The organism is Amycolatopsis sp. CA-211722 (assembly GCF_056828465.1).
In genome coordinates this window covers 2,257,007-2,277,027 of the sequence record NZ_CP184752.1, presented here as the reverse complement: position 1 = coordinate 2,277,027, position 20,021 = coordinate 2,257,007, and the positions used below count along the sequence as shown (strand labels likewise).

At 67.3% G+C, this 20,021-nt stretch carries 18 protein-coding genes; 9 read left to right on the top strand and 9 right to left on the bottom strand.

Annotated elements, in window-relative coordinates; all coding sequences use genetic code 11:
* Positions 1-14: 14 nt before the first annotated feature.
* The 8 genes from ACOCEP_RS11145 to dnaA form a co-directional block, all read right to left on the bottom strand.
* Positions 15-695 (bottom strand): DUF3566 domain-containing protein, encoded by a 681-nt coding sequence (locus ACOCEP_RS11145; protein WP_482337162.1) that lies wholly within the window; start codon positions 693-695, stop codon positions 15-17.
* 36 nt (positions 696-731) lie between these two features.
* The gene (gene gyrA, locus ACOCEP_RS11140; protein ID WP_482337161.1) at positions 732-3,257 is read right to left on the bottom strand and encodes a DNA gyrase subunit A; all 2,526 of its coding nucleotides are present in this window, start codon (positions 3,255-3,257) and stop codon (positions 732-734) included.
* Positions 3,258-3,309: 52 nt separating this feature from the next.
* Positions 3,310-5,277, bottom strand: coding sequence for a DNA topoisomerase (ATP-hydrolyzing) subunit B (gene gyrB, locus ACOCEP_RS11135; RefSeq protein ID WP_482337160.1), 1,968 nt, complete (start codon positions 5,275-5,277; stop codon positions 3,310-3,312).
* Between the two features lie 206 nt (positions 5,278-5,483).
* Positions 5,484-5,975 carry a DciA family protein gene (locus ACOCEP_RS11130; protein ID WP_482339683.1) on the bottom strand — a complete coding sequence of 164 codons (492 nt, stop codon included), beginning with the start codon at positions 5,973-5,975 and terminating at the stop codon, positions 5,484-5,486.
* A gap of 273 nt (positions 5,976-6,248) precedes the next feature.
* Positions 6,249-7,403, bottom strand: a complete 1,155-nt coding sequence (gene recF, locus ACOCEP_RS11125) for a DNA replication/repair protein RecF (RefSeq protein WP_482337159.1) — start codon at positions 7,401-7,403, stop codon at positions 6,249-6,251.
* Positions 7,404-7,412: 9 nt separating this feature from the next.
* The gene (gene gnd, locus ACOCEP_RS11120) at positions 7,413-8,303 is read right to left on the bottom strand and encodes a phosphogluconate dehydrogenase (NAD(+)-dependent, decarboxylating) (protein WP_482337158.1); all 891 of its coding nucleotides are present in this window, start codon (positions 8,301-8,303) and stop codon (positions 7,413-7,415) included.
* A 37-nt stretch (positions 8,304-8,340) separates the two neighbouring features.
* Complete coding sequence (gene dnaN, locus ACOCEP_RS11115) at positions 8,341-9,474, bottom strand: DNA polymerase III subunit beta (RefSeq protein WP_016330460.1); 1,134 nt, start codon at positions 9,472-9,474, stop codon at positions 8,341-8,343.
* 1,054 nt (positions 9,475-10,528) lie between these two features.
* Positions 10,529-12,163: a chromosomal replication initiator protein DnaA gene (gene dnaA, locus ACOCEP_RS11110; protein ID WP_125679342.1), complete on the bottom strand. Its 1,635-nt coding sequence runs from the start codon at positions 12,161-12,163 to the stop codon at positions 10,529-10,531.
* Between the two features lie 603 nt (positions 12,164-12,766).
* Here dnaA and rpmH point away from each other — a divergent pair.
* From rpmH to ACOCEP_RS11065, 9 genes are all read left to right on the top strand, one after another.
* On the top strand, positions 12,767-12,910 hold the full coding sequence (gene rpmH / locus ACOCEP_RS11105) for a 50S ribosomal protein L34 (protein WP_005154511.1): 144 nt from the start codon (positions 12,767-12,769) through the stop codon (positions 12,908-12,910).
* 23 nt (positions 12,911-12,933) lie between these two features.
* The gene (gene rnpA, locus ACOCEP_RS11100) at positions 12,934-13,326 is read left to right on the top strand and encodes a ribonuclease P protein component (RefSeq protein WP_126734759.1); all 393 of its coding nucleotides are present in this window, start codon (positions 12,934-12,936) and stop codon (positions 13,324-13,326) included.
* 4 nt (positions 13,327-13,330) lie between these two features.
* Positions 13,331-13,636: a membrane protein insertion efficiency factor YidD gene (yidD, locus tag ACOCEP_RS11095; protein WP_016338357.1), complete on the top strand. Its 306-nt coding sequence runs from the start codon at positions 13,331-13,333 to the stop codon at positions 13,634-13,636.
* 4 nt (positions 13,637-13,640) lie between these two features.
* Entirely contained in the window at positions 13,641-14,744 is a 1,104-nt protein-coding gene (gene yidC / locus ACOCEP_RS11090) for a membrane protein insertase YidC (protein ID WP_482337157.1), read from the top strand.
* Positions 14,745-14,774: 30 nt separating this feature from the next.
* Entirely contained in the window at positions 14,775-15,332 is a 558-nt protein-coding gene (locus ACOCEP_RS11085) for a Jag family protein (RefSeq protein ID WP_007032243.1), read from the top strand.
* Positions 15,333-15,544: 212 nt separating this feature from the next.
* Positions 15,545-16,222: a 16S rRNA (guanine(527)-N(7))-methyltransferase RsmG gene (gene rsmG, locus ACOCEP_RS11080; RefSeq protein ID WP_482337156.1), complete on the top strand. Its 678-nt coding sequence runs from the start codon at positions 15,545-15,547 to the stop codon at positions 16,220-16,222.
* 64 nt (positions 16,223-16,286) lie between these two features.
* Positions 16,287-17,216 carry a ParA family protein gene (locus ACOCEP_RS11075; protein ID WP_016338354.1) on the top strand — a complete coding sequence of 310 codons (930 nt, stop codon included), beginning with the start codon at positions 16,287-16,289 and terminating at the stop codon, positions 17,214-17,216.
* Complete coding sequence (locus ACOCEP_RS11070; RefSeq protein WP_482337155.1) at positions 17,213-18,229, top strand: ParB/RepB/Spo0J family partition protein; 1,017 nt, start codon at positions 17,213-17,215, stop codon at positions 18,227-18,229. The genes ACOCEP_RS11075 and ACOCEP_RS11070 overlap by 4 nt, the downstream gene beginning before the upstream one ends.
* A 325-nt stretch (positions 18,230-18,554) precedes the next feature.
* Positions 18,555-19,040: a hypothetical protein gene (locus tag ACOCEP_RS11065; RefSeq protein ID WP_482337154.1), complete on the top strand. Its 486-nt coding sequence runs from the start codon at positions 18,555-18,557 to the stop codon at positions 19,038-19,040.
* A 7-nt stretch (positions 19,041-19,047) separates the two neighbouring features.
* Here the strand turns inward: ACOCEP_RS11065 and ACOCEP_RS11060 are convergent, their stop codons facing one another.
* On the bottom strand, positions 19,048-19,998 hold the full coding sequence (locus ACOCEP_RS11060; RefSeq protein ID WP_482337153.1) for a D-alanine--D-alanine ligase family protein: 951 nt from the start codon (positions 19,996-19,998) through the stop codon (positions 19,048-19,050).
* Between the last annotated feature and the right edge of the window lie 23 nt (positions 19,999-20,021).

Sequence of the window (20,021 nt, the reverse complement as noted above, 5' to 3'; positions counted from 1 at the left end):
GTCCTGCAACCGGGTCACTCTCGTTCGGAAAGGGTCACTTCCAGGCCTCCGGCGAGGTCGGCGGAGACGTTGTAGATGAAGGCGCTGACGGTGGCCAGCGCCGAGATCAGCACGATGTTGATGGCGCCGAGGATGGCCGCGATCCCGAAGACGCGGCCGGCGCTGATCAACGGGTCGGCCGGCGCGTCGGCCCCTTCGCCGCCGACGAGCGACGAGTAGGTCCCGTTGAGTTTGTCCCAGACGCCCATGCCGTCGAGGACGGTGTAGAGGACGCCCACGGCGACGAGCCATACGAAGAACAGCGCGACGCCGAGGACGAGGGACAGTTTCAGCACCGACCAGGGGTCGAAGCGTTTGATCTGCAGGCTGGCGCGACGCGGTCCGCGGCCGGGGCGGCGGAGAGCGGTGGGCGCGGCACGGGTGCGGGAGGCCGACGGGATGGCGGAGGGGGCGGGGTCGCCCTCTCCGCTGTCGCCGAAAAGCCTCTTCGCGGCTGTACCGCTGACACCGTGATAGTCGGTCACGGGGTCCCGCTTCGGTTCCGAGTGGGCCACGTCTTCGGTGGCGACCGAAGACACCGAGACCGTCTGCTCGCTGGAGCCTTCGGGTTCCCCGGCGCCGCTGTCGCGCTGCCAGGGCGGGCTCGACGAACCCGCCTGCGCGCCGCCTGCTTCGGGCTTCTCGGATGGTGTCACGAGGTGTCAGTCCTTACCCAGTACGTGGGGCGTCGTCTATTCCTGCTCCGACGCCGGGGTTTCTTCTCCTTCAGTACTACCTGCAGTGGCGACGTCTGAGGGCTCGTCCGCGTTGCGTGCGACCGCGAGAAGAGTGGTTCCTTCGTCGAGATTCATCAGCCGCACTCCCTTCGTCTGCCTGCCTGCCTTGCGCACCTGCCCGGCCGAAGTCCGGATCACCCCGCCGCTGGAGGTGATCGCGTAGAGCTCGTCTTCGGCGTCGACGATGACCGCGCCCACCAGCCTGCCACGTTTCTGGTCGTACTGAATGGTGAGCACACCCTTGCCGCCGCGGCCTTGCACCGGGTAGTCGTCGGTCGGTGTGCGCTTGGCGTAGCCGCCGGCGGTGGCGACGAGGAGGAACCGGTCGGGCTGGACGACGTTGATGCCGAGCAGTTCGTCGCCGTCGTTGAACCGCATGCCCAGCACACCGGACGTCGCGCGGCCCATGGGACGCAGGGCTTCGTCGGTGGCGTGGAAGCGGATCGACTGGCCTTCCGCGGACACCAGCAGCAGGTCGTCTTCGGCGGCCGCGAGGACCGCGCCGACCAGTTCGTCGCCTTCGCGCAGGTTGACGGCGATGAGGCCGCCGGCGCGGTTGGAGTCGAAGTCGGTGAGCTTGGTCTTCTTCACCAGGCCGCGGCGGGTCGCGAGCACGAGGTACGGGGCGACCTCGTAGTTCGGGATCTCGATGACCTGGGCGATCTGCTCGTCGGGCTGGAACGCGAGCAGGTTCGCGACGTGCTGGCCGCGCGCGTTGCGGTTGGCCTCGGGCAGGTCGTACGCCTTCGCCCGGTACACGCGGCCCTTGTTCGTGAAGAACAGGATCCAGTCGTGCGTCGAGCAGACGAAGAAGTGCTGGACGATGTCGTCCTGTTTGAGGGTCGCGCCCTGGACGCCCTTGCCGCCGCGTTTCTGCGAGCGGTACAGATCGGTTTTCGTTCGCTTGGCGTAACCCGTGCGGGTGATCGTGACGACGACGTCCTCGACCGCGATGAGGTCTTCGACCGACACCTCGCCGTCGAACGGGATGATCTTGGTGCGCCGGTCGTCGCCGTACTTGTCGACGATCTCCTGGAGCTCCTCGGCGATGATCGTCCGCTGCCGCTCGGGCTTCTCGAGGATGTCCTTGAGGTCGGCGATCTCGAGTTCGATCTCGGCCAGGGTGTCGATGATCCGCTGCCGCTCCAGTGCCGCGAGGCGGCGGAGCTGCATGTCGAGGATCGCGGTCGCCTGGATCTCGTCGACGTCGAGCAGGCTCATCAGCGCGGGCCGGGCCTCTTCGGCCGAGGGCGAGCGCCGGATGAGGGCGATGACCTCGTCGAGCATGTCCAGCGCCTTGACCAGACCGCGCAGGATGTGGGCGCGTTCCTCGGCCTTGCGCAGCCGGAAGCGGGTCCGGCGGACGATGACGTCGATCTGGTGCTTCACGTAGTGCCGGATCATCTGGTCCAGCCGCAGCGTGCGGGGCACGCCGTCGACCAGGGCCAGCATGTTGACACCGAAGTTCTGCTGCAGCTGGGTGTGCTTGTACAGGTTGTTCAGCACGACCTTGGCGACCGCGTCACGTTTGATCGTGACGACGATCCGCATGCCGCTGCGGCTGTTGGATTCGTCGGCGATGTCGGAGATTCCGGTGAGCTTGCCGTCGCGGACCAGGTTCGCGATGTTCTCGACCAGGTTGTCCGGGTTGACCTGGTACGGCAGCTCGGACACGACCAGGATCGTGCGGCCCTTGGCGTCTTCTTCGACCTCGACGACCGCGCGCATGCGCACGGAGCCGCGGCCGGTGCGGTACGCGTCCTCGATGCCGGAGTTGCCGAGGATCATCGCCTTGGTCGGGAAGTCCGGGCCCTTGATCCGGACCAGCAGCGCGGCGAGCAGCTCGTCGTCGCTGGCCTCGAAGTTCTCCAGCGCCCATTTGACGCCGTCGGCGACCTCGCGCAGGTTGTGCGGCGGGATGTTGGTCGCCATCCCGACCGCGATCCCGGAACCGCCGTTGACCAGCAGGTTCGGGAATCGCGACGGCAGGACGTCGGGCTCCTGGGTGCGGCCGTCGTAGTTGTCGGAGAAGTCGACGGTCTCTTCTTCGATGTCCTGCAGCATGTGCATCGCGAGAGGCGCCAGCCGGGACTCGGTGTACCGCATGGCGGCGGCGGGGTCGTTGCCCGACGAACCGAAGTTGCCCTGGCCGTCGATCAGCGGGTACCGCAGCGACCACGGCTGCGCGAGCCGCACCAGCGCGTCGTAGATCGCGGAGTCACCGTGCGGGTGGTAGTTGCCCATCACGTCGCCGACGACGCGGGAGCACTTGTTGTACCCGCGGTCGGGGCGGAAGCCGGAGTCGAACATCGAGTACAGCACGCGGCGGTGCACCGGCTTGAGGCCGTCCCGCACGTCCGGCAGCGCCCGCGACACGATGACGCTCATCGCGTAGTCGATGTAGGAGCGCTGCATCTCCTGCTGGATGTCGACCGGTTCGATCCGGTCGTGGTCCGGAGCCGGCGGCAAGGTTTCCGTCATGAGGTCCTTCTCGTGGGAGCAGTCCTAAGGGGACAAAGAGGAACGGGGACGTCTAGACGTCCAGGAAGCGCACGTCCTTGGCGTTACGCGTGATGAAGGAACGGCGCGCTTCGACGTCCTCGCCCATCAGGACGGAGAACAGGTCGTCGGCCTGCGCGGCGTCGTCCAGGGTGACCTGGCCGAGCAGCCGGTTCGCCGGGTCCATCGTGGTCTCCCACAGCTCTTCGGCGTTCATCTCGCCGAGACCCTTGTAGCGCTGGATCGCGTCGTCCTTCGGCAGCTTCCGGCCGGCCTCGACACCCGCCTGGATGACGGCGTCGCGTTCCCTGTCGGAGTAGGCGTACTCCGGGTCCTGCCGCGGCCACTTGATCTTGTACAGCGGCGGGCGCGAGAGGAACACGTGCCCGTGCTCGATCAGCGGGGGCATGAACCGGAACAGGAAGGTGAGCAGCAGCGTGGTGATGTGCTGGCCGTCGACGTCGGCGTCGGCCATCAGCACGATCTTGTGATAGCGCAGCTTCTCGATGTCGAACTCTTCGTGGATACCGGTGCCGAGCGCGGTGATCAGCGACTGGACCTCGGTGTTCTTGAGGACGCGGTCGATCCGGGCCTTCTCGACGTTGATGATCTTGCCTCGGATCGGCAGGATCGCCTGGTACATCGAGTCGCGGCCTTCCTTGGCCGAACCGCCCGCCGAGTCACCCTCGACGATGTAGAGCTCGCATTCCGACGGGTTGGTCGAGCGGCAGTCCTTGAGCTTGCCGGGGAGCCCGCCGATCTCCAGCGCGCCCTTGCGGCGGACGAGGTCACGCGCCTTGCGGGCGGCCATCCGCGCCTGCGCCGAGGAGATCGACTTGTTGATGATCGTCTTCGCCTCGGTGGGGTTGCGCTCGAACCAGTCGGCCAGCCATTCGTTCGAGGTCTGCTGCACGAACGTCTTGGCCTCGCTGTTGCCCAGCTTGGTCTTGGTCTGGCCTTCGAACTGCGGCTCGGAGAGCTTGATCGAGACGATCGCGGCGAGCCCCTCGCGCACGTCGTCACCGGAGAGGTTGGCGTCCTTCTCCTTGAGCAGCTTCTTCTCGCGCGCGTACGCGTTGACGACGCGGGTGAGCGCGGCGCGGAAGCCCTCTTCGTGCGTGCCGCCCTCGTGCGTGTTGATCGTGTTGGCGAAGGTGTACACCGACGGCGTGAAGCCGTTGTTCCACTGCATGGCGACCTCGACCTCGAGGCCGGTGCCCTTGGCCTCGAAGGAGATCACGGACTGGTGGATCGGGTCCTTGCTGCCGTTGATGTGCTTGACGAAGTCTTCGAGACCGCCCGGGTAGCAGTAGGTCTTCTCCTTGACCCGCGCCGCCTGGCCGGAAGCGTCGGCTTCGGTCTCTTCGTCGGCGACGCGCTCGTCGCGCAGCGAAAGGGTCAGGCCCTTGTTGAGGAAGGCCATCTCCTGGAGACGCCGGGAGATCGTCTCGAAGTTGTACGTCGTGGTCTCGAAGATGTCGCCGTCGGCCCAGAAGGTGATCGTGGTGCCGGTCTCGTCGGCGGGGCCGAGATCCTCCAGCTCACCGGGGATCTGGTCGGTGTACACCTGGCGCCAGCTGCGCCCGCCGTACTTGACCTCGGCGACGAGCTTGGTCGAGAGCGCGTTCACCACGGAGACGCCGACACCGTGCAGACCACCGGAGACCGCGTAGGAGTCGCTGTCGAACTTGCCGCCCGCGTGGAGCACGGTGAGCACGACCTCGAGGGTCGGCTTCATCTCCTTGGGGTGCATGTCGACCGGGATACCGCGGCCGTCGTCGACGACGCGCACCCCGCCGTCGGCCAGCAGGGTAACCTCGACCTTGGTCGCGTAGCCGGCCATCGCCTCGTCGACGGAGTTGTCGACCACCTCCTGGACGAGGTGGTGGAGGCCGCGTTCACCGGTGGAACCGATGTACATACCGGGACGCTTGCGGACGGCTTCGAGGCCTTCGAGCACCGTGATCGACGACGCGTTGTACTCGCTCTTGTTCTCGGTCACAGGCGTTGATTCTCCTCGTCTCGCCCGAGCGGACGCTCGCTCATCTCCAGTGTACTTGGCCGCGTTCGCAGACATGCGGCAAGGACACCCCTGATTTGCTCACAGGCGCGCTAATTCGTTCGAAGAAGAGTCTTGACGTTCGCGAAGCACTCCGAAGGCGTTCTCGGCGCTTTAATGGGCACTGTCGCGGCGAAGCGCAACTCGGATCAGCCGTACGTGTCACGCGGGCCGCGTCCCGGCACGTGCCGGGGCCCTTTCCGCCAGCTCGGCGCCGTCGGCCCCTGGATCCGCATCTTCTTCACTACGCCGTGCCCGACACCCTTCGCGATCTTCGCCAGCAGCTGCCCCTGGAGCAGGCGAAGCTGCGTCGCCCACGCAGTCGAGCTCGCTCGCACGGTCAGCTCGCCGTCCTTCAAGGCCACCGGCTGGGCGTGTTCGGCGACCTCTTCACCGACGAGCCGCGTCCAGCTTCCGAAGACCTGACCGTTGGCCAGCCGCGTGTTCCAGCCACGGTCGACCGCGATCCGGGAGGCGAGCCTGCCGAGCGGTTGCGGATCGCGGGCGTCCGCGCCCGGCCCTGACCAGCGACGACGTCGCGGGCTTTGGCCGGCCGAAGCCGCTCCTCCTCCGGTGACACGGCCGCGACGCACGCCCGGTTCAACCCCGCGGGCCTTGGCTTTGGCCTTCGCGGCGTCCAGCGCGGCCCGAGCGAGATCACGCCCAGTGGTCGGTTCCTTGCTTTCAGTATCGGTTGAGCCGTTCGATACCGCGGTGAGTTCACGCTGCGTATCGAACAAAGCCCCCTCACTCGGGTTACCGCCCGGGTGGGGGGTGTCAAGCCGCTTATCAGGCCCATTGGTCACGCGCGGCGATAACGCGTTCCCGGTGTTATCCACACTGTCCACAGGTTTGTCCCCAGATCGGTGGGCAACTGCTGTGGCGCCGATCACCCGGGGTATCCGCTTCACGGATCACCCTCGGCTGATCTCACCATCCGCCACGAGGAACCGATGTCCGGCCAGTTCGGCGGGCACGTCCTCGTCCACGGCGGCGGTCACCAGCACCTGCTCGGCGCCTGCCGCCACCTCCGCCAGCCGGGCCCGGCGACGCCGGTCCAGCTCGGCGAACACATCATCCAGCAGAAGCACCGGTTCCCCGGCCTCGCCACGCAGGAGCTCGTAGCTTCCCAGACGCAACGCGAGGGCGAACGACCAGGACTCCCCATGGCTCGCGTAGCCCTTCGCCGGCGCTTCGCCGAGGATGAGATCGAGTTCGTCCCGGTGCGGGCCGACCATGCTCACCCCGCGCTCCAGCTCCAGGTTCCGCGACCGTTTCAACGCCTCGACCAGCACATCCTTGAGAACGGCCTGGTCGGCGCGAGGACCGTCGGGCGTGCCATAGCCCTCCGGCATCGCTTCGCCGAGGCTCGACTTGTACGCGATCTTCGCCGGGCGAGAGTCGGGCGCGACTCCCATGTACGCGGCGGCCGCGTACGGCGCGAGGTCCGCGATCAGGTTGAGCCGGGCGGCCAGCAACGCGGCGCCCGCCACCGACAGGTGGTCGTCCCAGACGTCGAGCGTCGACAACGCGTACGGGTCTTCGCGTCCCGTCCGCCGCTTGCCAGCCGTCTTGAGCAGGGCGTTCCGCTGCTTCAGCACCTTCTCGTAGTCGGCGCGGACTCCGGCGTACCGGGGCGCGCGCAGCACGAGGAGCTCGTCCATGAAACGACGGCGCTCCCCGGGATCCCCGCGCACCAGTGCCAGGTCCTCCGGGGAGAACAGCACCGTGCGCAGGATCCCGAGTACGTCGCGGGGCTTGCCGACCGCGCCGCGGTTGACCCGGGCGCGGTTCGCCTTGCCGGGCGTGATCTCCAACTCGACCGTCAGCTCGCGGTCCTCGTTGACCACCGCGACCCTGATCAGCGCGCGTTCGCACCCGTGCCGCACCAGCGGCGCGTCCGTCGCGACGCGGTGCGAGCCCAGGGTCGCGATGTAGCCGATCGCCTCCAGGAGGTTCGTCTTGCCGCGGCCGTTCTGTCCGACGAGGACGGTCGGGCCGGGTTCGAGCGCGAGATCGGCTTGTGGCCAGGACCGGAAGTCGGTGACCTGCAGATGTCTTAAGTACAACCCGTTTGCCTAGTCGCCGGCCTTCTTGACCGAGTGTCCGCCGAACTGGTTGCGCAACGCGGCGACGGCCCGCATGGCGGCGGAGTCCTCCTGGCGCGACGCGAACCGCGCGAACAGCGCGGCCGAGATGACCGGCGCCGGGACCGCGTTGTTGATCGCCTCTTCCAGCGTCCACCGGCCTTCGCCGGAATCCTCGACGTAGCCTTCGAGGTCGTCCAGCTCCGGGTCCTCGTCGAGCGCGCGGACGAGCAGGTCGAGCAGCCAGGAGCGGACGACGGTCCCCCGCTGCCAGCCCTTGATCACCGCGGGCACGTTCTCGACGACCTTCGCGGCTTCGAGCAGCTCGAAGCCTTCGGCGAAGGCCTGCATCATGCCGTACTCGATGCCGTTGTGGATCATCTTCGCGTAGTGACCGGAGCCGACGGCCCCGGCGTGCGAGAAGCCCTCGTCACGCGGGCCTTCGGGGCGAAGCGCGTCGAAGATCGGCATGGCCTTCTCGACGTCCGAAGCCGCGCCGCCGACCATCAGGCCGTAGCCGTTGTCCTTGCCCCACACGCCACCGGAGACCCCGCAGTCGAGGTAACCGATCTTCTTCGCGGCGAGCAGGTCCGCGTTGATCTTGTCGTCGGTGTACTTCGAGTTGCCACCGTCGATCACGAGGTCGCCCTCGGACAGCAGGTTGCCGAGCTCCGCGACGGTCTGCCGGGTGGGTTCACCGGCGGGCACCATGATCCAGACGATCCGGGGACCGTCCAGTTTGGACACCATGTCCTCGAGTGAGGTGGAGTCGGTGACGTCGGGGTTGCGGTCGTAGCCGACCACCTCGTGACCGGCCGCGCGCAGCCGCTCACGCATGTTGAACCCCATTTTGCCGAGGCCGATGAGTCCCAGCTGAGCCATGAAGATCCCCTTTGGTGCGAACAGAAGTGGCGGCCGGTCAGCCCGGGAGGCGAACCGGCATCAGGAGGTACAGGTAGCCGGGGACGACGTTGCCCTCCTCGTCGGCGGGCTTGATCAGCGCCGGCCGGTTCGGGGTGGTGAACGTCAGTTCCGCCCGGTTCGCGTTCAGCGCGCCGAGCCCGTCGACGAGGTAACCCGGGTTGAACGCGATGGTCACCGGCTCACCCTCGTAGTCGACCTGAAGCTCTTCTTCGGCCGAACCCTCGTCGTCGCCGCCGGCGGACAGCCGCAGCGAACCGTCGTTGAACTCCAGCCGCACCTGGGTGCCACGCTCGGCGACCAGCGAAACACGCTTGATGGACTCGGCGAGCGCCGAGACCTCGATGACCGCGCGCGACGTGTGCTGCGCCGGCAGCAGCTGCCGGTACGGCGGGAACTCCGCGTCGAGGAGACGGGTCGTGGTGTAGCGGCCGGAACCGGAGAGACCGAGCAGACCTTCGCCGCTGGCGAGCGCGAGGCGGATCTTGGAACCGCTGGCGCCGAGCGTCTTCGCCGCCTCCGCGAGCGTGCGCGCCGGGACGAGCACGGCGGCGTCGGACAGCCCCTCGGCCGGCTCCCAGGTGAACTCGCGCATCGCGAGGCGGAAGCGGTCGGTGGCGACCAGGGTCAGCGAGGAGCCGGAGATCTCCAGCCGCATACCGGTCAGCATCGGGAGGGTGTCGTCCTTGCCCGCGGCGACGACGACCTGGGTGACGGCCTGGCCGAACGCGTCGCCGGTGAGTTCACCGGCGAAAGCGGGCTGGGACGGGAGCTGCGGGTAGTCCTCGACCGGCATGGTCGGCAGGGAGAAGCGCGCGGAGCCACAGGTGATGGTCGCGCGGGCGCCGTCGACGGAGATCTCGACCGGCTGCGCGGGCAGCGACTTGGTGATGTCGGCCAGCAGACGGCCGGAGACCAGGAGGCGGCCGCCGTCGGCGATGGTGGCCGGGACGCCGACCGTGGCGGAGACCTCGTAGTCGAATCCGGAGACGGTGAGGGCGTCACTCGTCCCGTCGGATCCCGCATCGAGGAGGACACCGCCCAGCACCGGGACCGGAGGCCGCGACGGGAGGCTTCTCGCCACCCACGCGACGGCGTCGGCCAGCCCGTCACGCTCGACGCGGATCTTCATGCGCGCTTCCTTTCGACAGCCGAGCCCCTGACGGCTCGAAAGCTCAACGGGTCACCTCGGCCGGAGAGCGCGATGGCCAGGTGCCTCGCAGGTGTGTTCGGTCCGAGCGAGGACGCGAACGCACGTCGACACGCAGACCAGGTGCAGGGACCCACGTTAGGCCGTCCCCGGGGTCCACGTCACCTCGGCCTCCCCTTGCTTTTGTCGACAAGACGACACGGCTCTGGAGCTGTCCCCAACTTCGTCCTTCGCCTGTTTTTGTTTTGTTCTCTTCTAGAGAAGAAGAAAAGACAGCAGTAGTAATAGGTGTTGTGGATTGTGTGGACAAGGCTCGTTCGCGCAGGTCCGGGCGCTCGGAACCCTGTGGACTCCGGGTGTGTACGGACGGTGGACAGCTCGGGCGATCCGTGGATGGATTCGGGCGGTGCTCGATCTGTCCACAGTCATCCACAGTTGTCCCCACGGTTATCCCCAGTTGTGCGCCGGTTTGTACCCAGGGTTGTGGGCGCCGTTCGTGACCGGAATCGCTCGGGAGAGTGATCCGTGCAGCCTGCATCACCCTTGTGCACAAGATGTGGGCAACCTGGGGACAAGGTGTGGATCTTGGTGTGGACATGCTGTGGATTCCCTGTGAGTGCGATGTGGACGGACTCCCGGTCACCGCAGCTCCCGAACCCACCGGAGTTGTGCACAGTCTGCCCACACCCTGTGGATTCCCTTTGTACACAAGGAAAATCGCGAAGCACCCCTACGCCTCCTTCGCCCCCTTCGCCCCTTCTCCGCCTACGCGCGCTTCGGGCCTATATAGACACAACGAAGGGGCTCCCACCTACCGGCAAGAGCCCCGAAACCCTTGTCGGCCAAGGGATTGATCCTCAGATGACCCAACGGTCTCCCGGAAGCGCGTCAGCGCGACGGGAGACTTCACCGTCGAGTGCCCTCTTTCGGGCCGAAGGCCCACGAAAACGCGATGAAGGGGCGCCTTCCCGCTCACCTCGAGGTGGAAGCGGAACGACGCCCCTTCGGCGCGCTTTTCGTCAGCGCTCGACAGATATCACTGCCGTGCGCGCTGCTTGATCCTCGATGTCAGTTCCTGGACCTGGTCGTAGATGCGGCGCCGTTCGGCCATCTCCTTGCGGATCTTCTTGTCCGCGTGCATGACGGTCGTGTGGTCGCGGCCGCCGAAGGTCTGCCCGATCTTCGGGAGCGACATGTCGGTCAGTTCGCGGCAGAGGTACATCGCGATCTGCCGCGCGGTCGCGAGCGCCTTCGTCTTGCCGGGGCCGCAGAGGTCGTCGAGGGTCACGTCGAAGAATTCGGACGTGACGCCCATGATGGTCGGCGCGGTGATCTCCGGCGCGTGCGAATCCGGGATGAGGTCCCGGAGGACGATCTCGGCGAGGGCCACGTCGACGGGCTGCTGGTTCAGTGACGCGAACGCGGTGACGCGGATGAGCGCGCCTTCGAGTTCCCGGATGTTGGCCTCGACGCGGGAAGCGATGAACTCCAGGACTTCGCCGGGAACGGCGAGCCGGTCCTGCGCGGCCTTCTTGCGAAGGATCGCGATCCGGGTTTCGAGCTCCGGCGGCTGGATGTCGGTGATGAGGCCCCACTCGAACCGCGTGCGCAGCCGGTCTTCCAGCGTTTCGAGGCGCTTCGGCGGGCGGTCGGAGGAGACGACGATCTGCTTGTTCGCGTTGTGGAGGGTGTTGAAGGTGTGGAAGAACTCTTCCTGCGTACCTTCTTTGCCTTCCAGGAACTGGATGTCGTCGACGAGCAGGATGTCGATGTCGCGGTAGCGGCGCTGGAAGGCGACCTTGCGGTCGTCGCGCAGCGAGTTGATGAAGTCGTTGGTGAACTCTTCGGTCGACACGTACCGCACGCGCATACCGGGGAAGAGCCGCTGGGCGTAGTGCCCGACCGCGTGCAGCAGGTGGGTCTTCCCGAGCCCGGACTCTCCCCAGATGAACAACGGGTTGTACGCGCGCGCCGGTGCTTCGGCGACGGCGACCGCGGCCGCGTGCGCGAAGCGGTTCGACGCGCCGATGACGAACGTGTCGAACGTGTACTTCTCGTTGAGCTTCGTCTTCGACGTCTGCGGCTGCGCCGGCGCGGTGTAGGGCTGGCCCGCGATCGGCTGCCCGGAGAACGTCGGCCAGATCTCGGTCACGGCGGCGAGGGCCTCGCCCTCTTCGTCGACTTCTTCATCGCTGTCATCGCCATCGTTGAGGCTGTTGTCCACCGGCTGCTGCCTGGGCGGCCTCGGTTTGGGAGGCTCGGGCCGGGGCCTGGTCGGGGACAGCATGCCGTCGCCTTCGGGCAGCGGAGGAGTACCCGGCACCGGTCCGGAACCGTTTTCCACCCGGCTGGGTGACGTCGGTTCGTAGCGAGGGCCGGGCGAGGGCGGCGGCGGAGGCATCGAAGGCTCTGTGCTGTCGACCTTCACCGCGAGCGAGACCGCGCGGCCGAGCCGGCGCGAAAGGGCCTCGGTGATGGCGCCGCGGAGGGCGCGCTCGATCGCTTCCTTGGCGAAGTCACTGGGGGCGGCGAGCAGTGCGGTGCCGTCGAGCAGGCCGATCGGCCGGGTCACCCGCATCCAGGCGCGCTGCTGCGGGGAGAGGGTGCCATCCGACAGCTCGCGCACGACCTGTTCCCAGATGACGCCAAGATTGTGCTGGTGATCGGACACCTGCCTGACTCCCCTCCCCTCAATCGGTGCGCTGCGGCGAGATCACTCAGCGGCCCGAACGCCGGGTCGAGCGTCATCCTGGCCCGATCGACTCATGCGCACAGCAAATATCCACATAGTTGTCCACAGCTGTGCACTAATGTACGGCGGCCCGCGGTGACGTCACCTGCGGGCTCGACGTATGCCGACGGGACGCCTCCACATCCCCAAGGACACCCGGGCGCCTGCACCGTTCCACCTCGGCGAAAACCCGGGAGGGGCACGCTAACAAGCCCCGCTCGTTGCCACAAGGCATCCTCGCGCGCAAGCATTTCACGGTGTACGGCGTGTTGCCATTCGATGCCCTCGCGTCGTCGGTGATCACTCTCCACGTACCGTCGCGGTGCGTGGTCGAGGGGGTGCCTGCCGGGCTCGGGCGGTGGGTGCGTACCCTCGTAAGGTCTCCCGTATACAGCGGGGGCGTTTCGCGTGCCCACGTTGTCGTCGCTCGACGTGACGAGGCCACACGTTGGTAGGAGACACCAGAGACTGCCGTGCGTCAGCACGACACGCCAGGAACGGGTCGAACCGTTCCCGGCGGCCGAGAAACAGGAGAAGTTAGTCGTGAGCAAGGGTAAGCGCACCTTCCAGCCGAACAACCGCCGCCGCGCCCGGGTCCACGGATTCCGGCTGCGCATGCGGACCCGCGCCGGCCGGGCCATCCTGGCGGCTCGCCGTCGCAAGGGCCGCGGCGCGCTGTCCGCCTGATCCGGCCGTCGTCGAGGGACGTCGTGCTGCCGGCCGCCGCGAGGTTGCGGCGCAGTGAGGATTTCCGTGCCGTGATGCGGCGTGGGGCCAAGGCAGGCAGGCGCCGCCTCGTCGTCCATGCGTTGACCACGGACCCGCCCGATGCCGCCGAAGCGGCGCGGGCGGGTTTTGTGGTGAGCAAGGCCGTGGGGAACTCGGTGGTCCGCCACCGCGTCACCCGCCGGTTGAGGCATCTTGTTTCCGCCAGGCTCGGAACACTGCCGCCGGGCAGCTCGTTGGTGATACGGGCACTACCTCCGGCCGCGGACGCGTCCAGCGCGGAACTCGGTTCGGACCTCGACGCGTCGTTGCGGCGTCTCGGGCTGTCCGGGAAGTCCCGCCAGACGCGACCACCCGACAACGGATCAGCGGTGTAACGGCATGCGAGCCACCGAGAACGAGACCACCGAAGACGCCCGGCCCGGCCCGGTGGCATGGGTGCTGCTCCTGCCCATCAAGCTGTACCGCAAGGCGATCTCCCCCTTCCTTCCTCCGGCGTGCCGGTTCTACCCGAGCTGTAGCGCGTACGCCGTCGAGGCACTGACCCGGCACGGCGCCGGCCGCGGCACGTATCTCGCGGTCCGGCGCCTGCTGCGCTGTGGCCCGTGGACCATGCCCGGGCGCGACCCGGTACCCGAGACGTTCTCGTGGCGCCACCGCCGACCTGAAACACCGATCGAGGAGTAGCTCAGTGCTCGACTTCATCTACTACCCTGTGTCCTTCATCTTGTGGTGTTGGCACAAGGTCTTCGGGTTCGTGTTCGGCGAGGCGAACGCGTTCTCCTGGGTCCTCGCGATCATCTTCCTCACGTTCACGGTCCGCGGCATCATGTTCAAGCCGTTCGTGAACCAGGTCCGGTCGATGAAGAAGATGCAGGACTTCGCGCCGGAAATGAAGAAGATCCAGAAGAAGTACGCGAACGATCGCCAGCGCCAGGCGATGGAGATGCAGAAGCTCCAGAAGGAGCACGGCGTCAACCCGCTGGGCAGCTGCCTGCCGATGCTGCTTCAGATCCCGGTCTTCATCGGTCTGAACCACGTCCTGCGGATGTTCACCATCAACCCGTACGGCGGCCCGAAGACCGAGAACTACTTCTTCGATCAGGCCGGCGTCGAGTCGTACGTCCACGCGAAGCTGTTCGGCACGAACCTCGGTGACGCCATCTACACCGGCGTCGACATGGTCAGCGGTGGCAACGCGGAGACCGGCTTCCACTGGGGCGTCGCCCCGGTCGCGATCCCGCTGATGATCGTCGCCAGCATCGCCACGCACCTCACCGCGCGTCACTCGGTCCAGCGCCAGAACCCCGAGTCGGCCACGCCGCAGACCGCGATGATGAACAAGCTGACGATGTACATCTTCCCGCTCGGTGTCCTCATCTTCGGTGCCCTCTTCCCGATCGGTCTGCTCATCTACTGGCTCGCCAACAACGGCTGGACCCTGATGCAGCAGCGCCTCGTCTACACGAAGATCGACAAGGAAGAAGAGGCTCGCAAGGCGGCCGAGAAGGAGAAGCGCTCGAACCTCGGCCCGAAGCCCGGTCAGAAGCCGACCGCGCCGCGCCCCGGTCAGAAGCCGGTCCAGCAGAAGAAGAACAAGCCGTCCTCCACCGGACAGGTCAAGAAGGCGGGCTCCCCGCACGGCTTCGCCCAGACCGGTTCCTCCGCCCCGGAGAAGAAGGACACCACAGACGGAACGGCCGAGTCGTCGACGAACGGCTCGAAGGAGAACGGTGCGGACGTGCCCGGTCTCATCTCGGACTCGACTAAGAAATCGGGCCGGAAGCGTCGCTGACGCCGATCCGGGCCGGAGAGGAGACCAGTAATGGCGGAGACGATCGACACGATCGACGCCGAGGAGAACAGCGCGGCCGAGGTTGAGGGCGCCGCTGAAGAGACCGCTCGCAAGGGAGGTGTCGACGACGACGTCCTCGTGAAGGAGGGCGACATCGCCGGCGACTACCTCGAGCGGTTGCTCGACCTGTTGGACTACGACGGCGACATCGACCTCGATGTCGAAGCGGGCCGAGCGATCGTCAGCATCGACGGCGGCGAAGACTTGGAGAAGCTCGTCGGCCCCCGCGGCACCGTCCTCGAAGCGCTGCAGGAGCTGACCCGCCTGGCGGTGCAGCAGGAGACCGGTTCGCGTAGCCGGCTGATGCTGGACATCGCGGGCTGGCGCGCGGACCGCCGCGAGGAGCTCCGCGAGCTCGGTCGTTCGACCGCCGAGACGGTCGTCTCGTCCGGCGAGCGCGTCCGGCTTCAGCCGATGAGCCCGTTCGAGCGGAAGGTCGTGCACGACGCGGTCGCCGCCGTCGACGGGGTCAAGAGCGAGAGCGAAGGAGAGGACCCGAAGCGCCGGGTCGTCATCTTCCCCGCCTGACGGTTTTCCCGAACGAAGCGGCCCGCCGGTCATCCGGCGGGCCGCTTCTTTGTGTCCGGGGTGAATTACAGCGGTGGGGTTTCACGTGAAACGCGGGAAGCCGAGTGGAGTTGTCCACAACTTCGGACTGTCTCCCCGCTTTGCGGTCGGCGTCATGGACAATCAGTGGAGCGCGTTTCACGTGAAACGGCGTCGAGGTTGAGGAGCGAGAGTTGGGCTTGGACGGGGTCGCCGCATCGGTACGGAGTGCGGCGTCTGAAGTATTCGGAGACCGCGTCGAGCAAGCCGTCGGCTACGTCGAACTCCTGGAGCGGCACGGCGTCGAGCGCGGGCTCATCGGACCCCGCGAGGTTGACCGGCTGTGGGAGCGCCACGTCCTCAACTCCGCCGTGATCGGTGAGCGGATCCCCGACGGCGCCCGCGTGGTCGACGTCGGCTCGGGCGCGGGGCTTCCGGGTGTACCGCTCGCGATCAGCCGACCGGACCTCGATATCGTTCTGCTCGAACCGATGGCCCGCCGGGTCGACTGGCTGGCCGAGGTTGCCGAGAAGCTGGAACTCCCCATCACCGTTGTCCGCGGGCGCGCGGAGGAGCGGCAGGTACGTGAGGAGCTCGGTGGCGCGGATGTCGTCACCGCCCGGGCGGTCGCTCCCTTGGCCCGGCTCGCGAACTGGTGCCTCCCGCTCGTGCGTTCCCAAGGTGCTCTGGTCGCCCTCAAAGGAGCGAGCGCTGGAGAGGAAATCGAACGCGATCGCGTCGCCGTCCGGAAGGCCGGCGGTGGCGAACCGGAAGTCTTCGAGTGCGGCACCCAGGTGCTCGAGGTTCCGAGCACGGTCGTCGTGATCCACCGTCTGCCCCCGAAACCGTCTCGATCGCGCAGGCGTAGCTAGACCGGTTCCACGTGAAACAACGCAGAACGACTCCCACGTCTAATACAGAGGAGGCTCGAGACCGGTGACTCCCCCGCCGTCCGACCCTGCGAGCGCCGGCCAGGAACTCGGCTGGACGCCCATCGCCGAAGAAGCCGTCCGCGCCGCCAGCGTGCTGCATCCCAAGGAGGGTGCGCTCCCCCGGCCGAACCGCCGGCGAGTGCTGACGGTCGCCAACCAGAAGGGCGGCGTCGGTAAGACGACGAGCACGGTGAACCTCGCCGCCGCCCTGGCCGTCCACGGGCTCAAGACGCTCGTGATCGACCTGGACCCCCAGGGCAACGCGAGTACCGCGCTCGACATCGACCACCGCTCCGGCACGCCGTCGATCTACGAGGTGCTGATCGGCGAGGTGTCGCTCGCCGAGGCGGCGGCCCAGAGCGAGCAGTCACCCAACCTCTACTGCGTGCCCGCGACCATCGACCTCGCCGGTGCCGAGATCGAACTCGTCTCCATGGCGTCCCGCGAGATGCGGCTCAAGGAGGCGCTGTCGTCGGAGATCCTCGACGAGATCGGCGTCGACTACGTCTTCATCGACTGCCCGCCGTCGCTCGGCCTGCTGACCGTCAACGCGATGGTCGCCGCGCAGGAGGTGCTGATCCCGATCCAGTGCGAGTACTACGCGCTCGAAGGTCTGGGTCAGCTGCTGAGCAACATCGAGCTCGTCCAGGCGCATCTGAACCGCGAGCTGAGCGTCTCCACGATCCTGCTCACCATGTACGACGGCCGGACGAAGCTGGCCGATCAGGTGACGAACGAGGTCCGGAACCACTTCGGGGACACTGTTCTCAAGACGGTGATCCCGCGCAGCGTGAAGGTCTCCGAAGCCCCCGGATACGGGCAGACGGTCCTCGCGTACGACCCGGGTTCCCGGGGAGCGATGAGCTACGTGGACGCGGCCAAGGAGATCGCGCAACGCGGGGTGGAGATGAAGGAAAGGAGCGGTACGGCATGAGCGAGCGCAGAGGGGGGCTCGGGCGCGGGCTCGCCGCCCTGATCCCCACGGGCCCGCCGCCGGGTTCGGCGGCACCGGCCGAGAACGGCTCCCCCGTCCCGTCCGCTCCCGCGAGCAAGCCCGCGGGGCCGGACGACAAGGGCTGGTTCGCGGCCAACGGCGCGGCCGGTTCGCACGGCGGAACGGTCGCCGGCGCGGTCTACCGCGAGGTGCCGGTCAGCCAGATCAAGCCGAACCCGAAGCAGCCGCGGCAGGTCTTCGACGAGGACGCGCTCAACGAGCTGGAGCACTCGATCCGCGAGTTCGGGCTCATGCAGCCCATCGTGGTCCGGGAGCTCGGCACCGACGAGTACGAACTCGTCATGGGCGAGCGGCGCCTGCGTGCCTCCCAGTTGGCGGAGCTGGAGGCGATCCCGGCAATCGTTCGCCAGACCGCCGACGAGGCGATGCTGCGCGACGCGCTGCTCGAGAACATCCACCGCGTTCAGCTCAACCCGCTCGAAGAGGCGGCCGCGTATCAGCAGCTGCTCGACGAGTTCGCGGTGACGCACGAGGAGCTGGCGGGCCGGATCGGGCGCAGCAGGCCGGTCATCACGAACACGATCCGCTTGCTCAAACTCCCCCTCGCGGTCCAGCGACGGGTCGCGGCCGGGGTGCTTTCGGCGGGCCACGCGCGGGCGCTGCTCTCTCTCGAGGACGCCGACAGTCAGGAAGAGCTGGCCGCACGGATCGTCGCGGAAGGCATGTCGGTCCGCGCGACCGAGGAAGCCGTCACGCTCAAGAAGAGCGAGAAGCCGGCCAAGCCGAAGCCCGCTCCCCGCAAGCCGATCCAGGCGCCCGGTCTCCAAGAACTGGCGAACCGCCTTTCGGACCGGTTCGACACTCGCGTGAAGGTCGACTTGGGTCGCCGCAAGGGGCGGATCACGCTCGAATTCGGCTCGGTCGACGATCTTGAACGCATCGTGGCGCTCATGGATCAAAATCAGGCAAATCAGACACCGGAAACCGATTAGGGATCACCCTGGGTCGTTTTGTCACGGTGACGATAGCCGATTGTGGATGATTTGATGACGCTGAGTGCTTGAACTGGGGGCAAGTATGAAGAGTCTCTTCGGCGGTCGAAATCGCTCGCGATGGTCTTCGGCCGCGACGGATTGGTCATGGCCGCCGCGCCGTGTCGGTCCGTCGCCGAGGCCGAACTGTTCGCGCGGCGCGGGCTCCCCCCGGTGCGGACGAGTTGCTGAGGTTGGTGACCGAAGTCGTCACCGCGAAAGCGGAGGCGATACCCGGCGCGCGCGAGTTGGTCGAACTCGCGGCGGTCTGGCGGAGATGTTTCCCGTGAAACTGGCCGCCGACGAGGTGGCCGCGCCCATACCCGATCCGGAGATGTACCCGACCGCTTGCGCCGCTCCTGCGGACGCGTCGGCGTTCGAAGACTCGATGACCGGTCTCCCCTTCGTCCGGTTCCAGAGCCCGGCCCGCGACGAGCGAGGAAACTTCACCGGGGTCTTCGGTCTCGTCAACGGGCTCGCCCGCGCCGGACGCCTCACCGCCGAGCAGGAAGCGTTCCGCCGGACGAACAACGACTGGTACGACGCGAACTTCACCAATCCCGCGCACACCGACCCGAGCGTCTACGACCCGAAGGTCAATCCTGGAGCCGCGGCGTGGTTCAAGGCGACCGCTCGGGTCTTCATCGAGCGGGTCGACGGCTACCTGGCGATTCTCGAGACGCACGAGATCGCATGCGTGACCGTGCGGTCAGCGAATCCGGGGCGAATCGTCTACGAAGACGAATTCCAGGTAGTCGTCGTCCAGAACTGAAACAGACTCAGCTCTTGCGCGAAATCGCCCGTCCCACGAGGCCGGCGAAGACCGATCCGAGAGTGCCTCCGGACGCCTCGATCGCCACCGGGACGATCGACGTCTCGGTCAGGCCCGGCGACAGATTCACCGCGAGGAAGTAGACCGTGCCGTCTTCGGCGACCACGGCGTCGGTGCGGGAGATGTCGCGAAGCCCGAGTTGCCGGTGGACGGCGACGGCCAGCTCGCCGACCGCCTTGGCCGCGTCGTCGGGAATCCGCGCGGGCGTGAAGAAATCGGTCAGCCCCGCGGTGTAGCGGGCGGTGTAGTCGTACACGCCGCTCTCCGGCACGATCTCGACCGCGGGCAGGGCTTCGGGTCCCTCTTCGCCTTCGATGACCGTGACGGCCACCTCGACGCCTGAAACGAACTTCTCGGCGAGGACGGTGTCGCCGTAAGCGAAGCAGCCGACCATCGCACCGGGCATTTCGGCGGCGTCCTTGACCACCTGGGCGCCCAGCGCCGATCCGCCCTGGTCGGGCTTCAGGATCATGGGCAGGCCCAGCGTGTCGACCATCGAGTCCAGCACGGCCTGCGCGCCGAGTTCACGGAAGGTGCTGTGCGGCAGCACGACCCAGTCCGGCGTGGTGAAACCCGCGTCGGCGACGAGCGCCTTGGCCGTCGGCTTGTCCCACGCGCGACGGCAGCCCGCCGAGCTGGTGCCGACGTAAGGCACGTCGAGCATCTCCAGCACCGTCTGCACCGCGCCGTTCTCCCCCTCACCACCGTGAAGGGCGACGATGGCCGCGTCCGGCCGCTGGGTGCGGAGGCGTTCGAGCAGACCCGCGTCGGTGTCCCACTCCTCGACGATGAGACCTTCCGCCCGCAACGCGACCGAGAGCCTGCGTCCGGAGCGGAGAGAGACGTCGCGTTCGTGGGAAAGCCCGCCTGCGAGTACGGCAACGGTGCGGTCGACCACCGAGACTCCTTTTGTGCTTGGGG

What these genes read in the sequence shown, in the direction of transcription:
- ACOCEP_RS11070 (WP_482337155.1), top strand. Translation starts at nt 17,213, where the DNA reads ATGAGCGAGCGCAGAGGGGGGCTCGGGCGCGGGCTCGCCGCCCTGATC.
- yidD (WP_016338357.1), top strand. Translation starts at nt 13,331, where the DNA reads ATGCGAGCCACCGAGAACGAGACCACCGAAGACGCCCGGCCCGGCCCG.
- gnd (WP_482337158.1), bottom strand. Translation starts at nt 8,303, where the DNA reads ATGGCTCAGCTGGGACTCATCGGCCTCGGCAAAATGGGGTTCAACATG.
- gyrA (WP_482337161.1), bottom strand. Translation starts at nt 3,257, where the DNA reads ATGACGGAAACCTTGCCGCCGGCTCCGGACCACGACCGGATCGAACCG.
- dnaN (WP_016330460.1), bottom strand. Translation starts at nt 9,474, where the DNA reads ATGAAGATCCGCGTCGAGCGTGACGGGCTGGCCGACGCCGTCGCGTGG.
- ACOCEP_RS11085 (WP_007032243.1), top strand. Translation starts at nt 14,775, where the DNA reads ATGGCGGAGACGATCGACACGATCGACGCCGAGGAGAACAGCGCGGCC.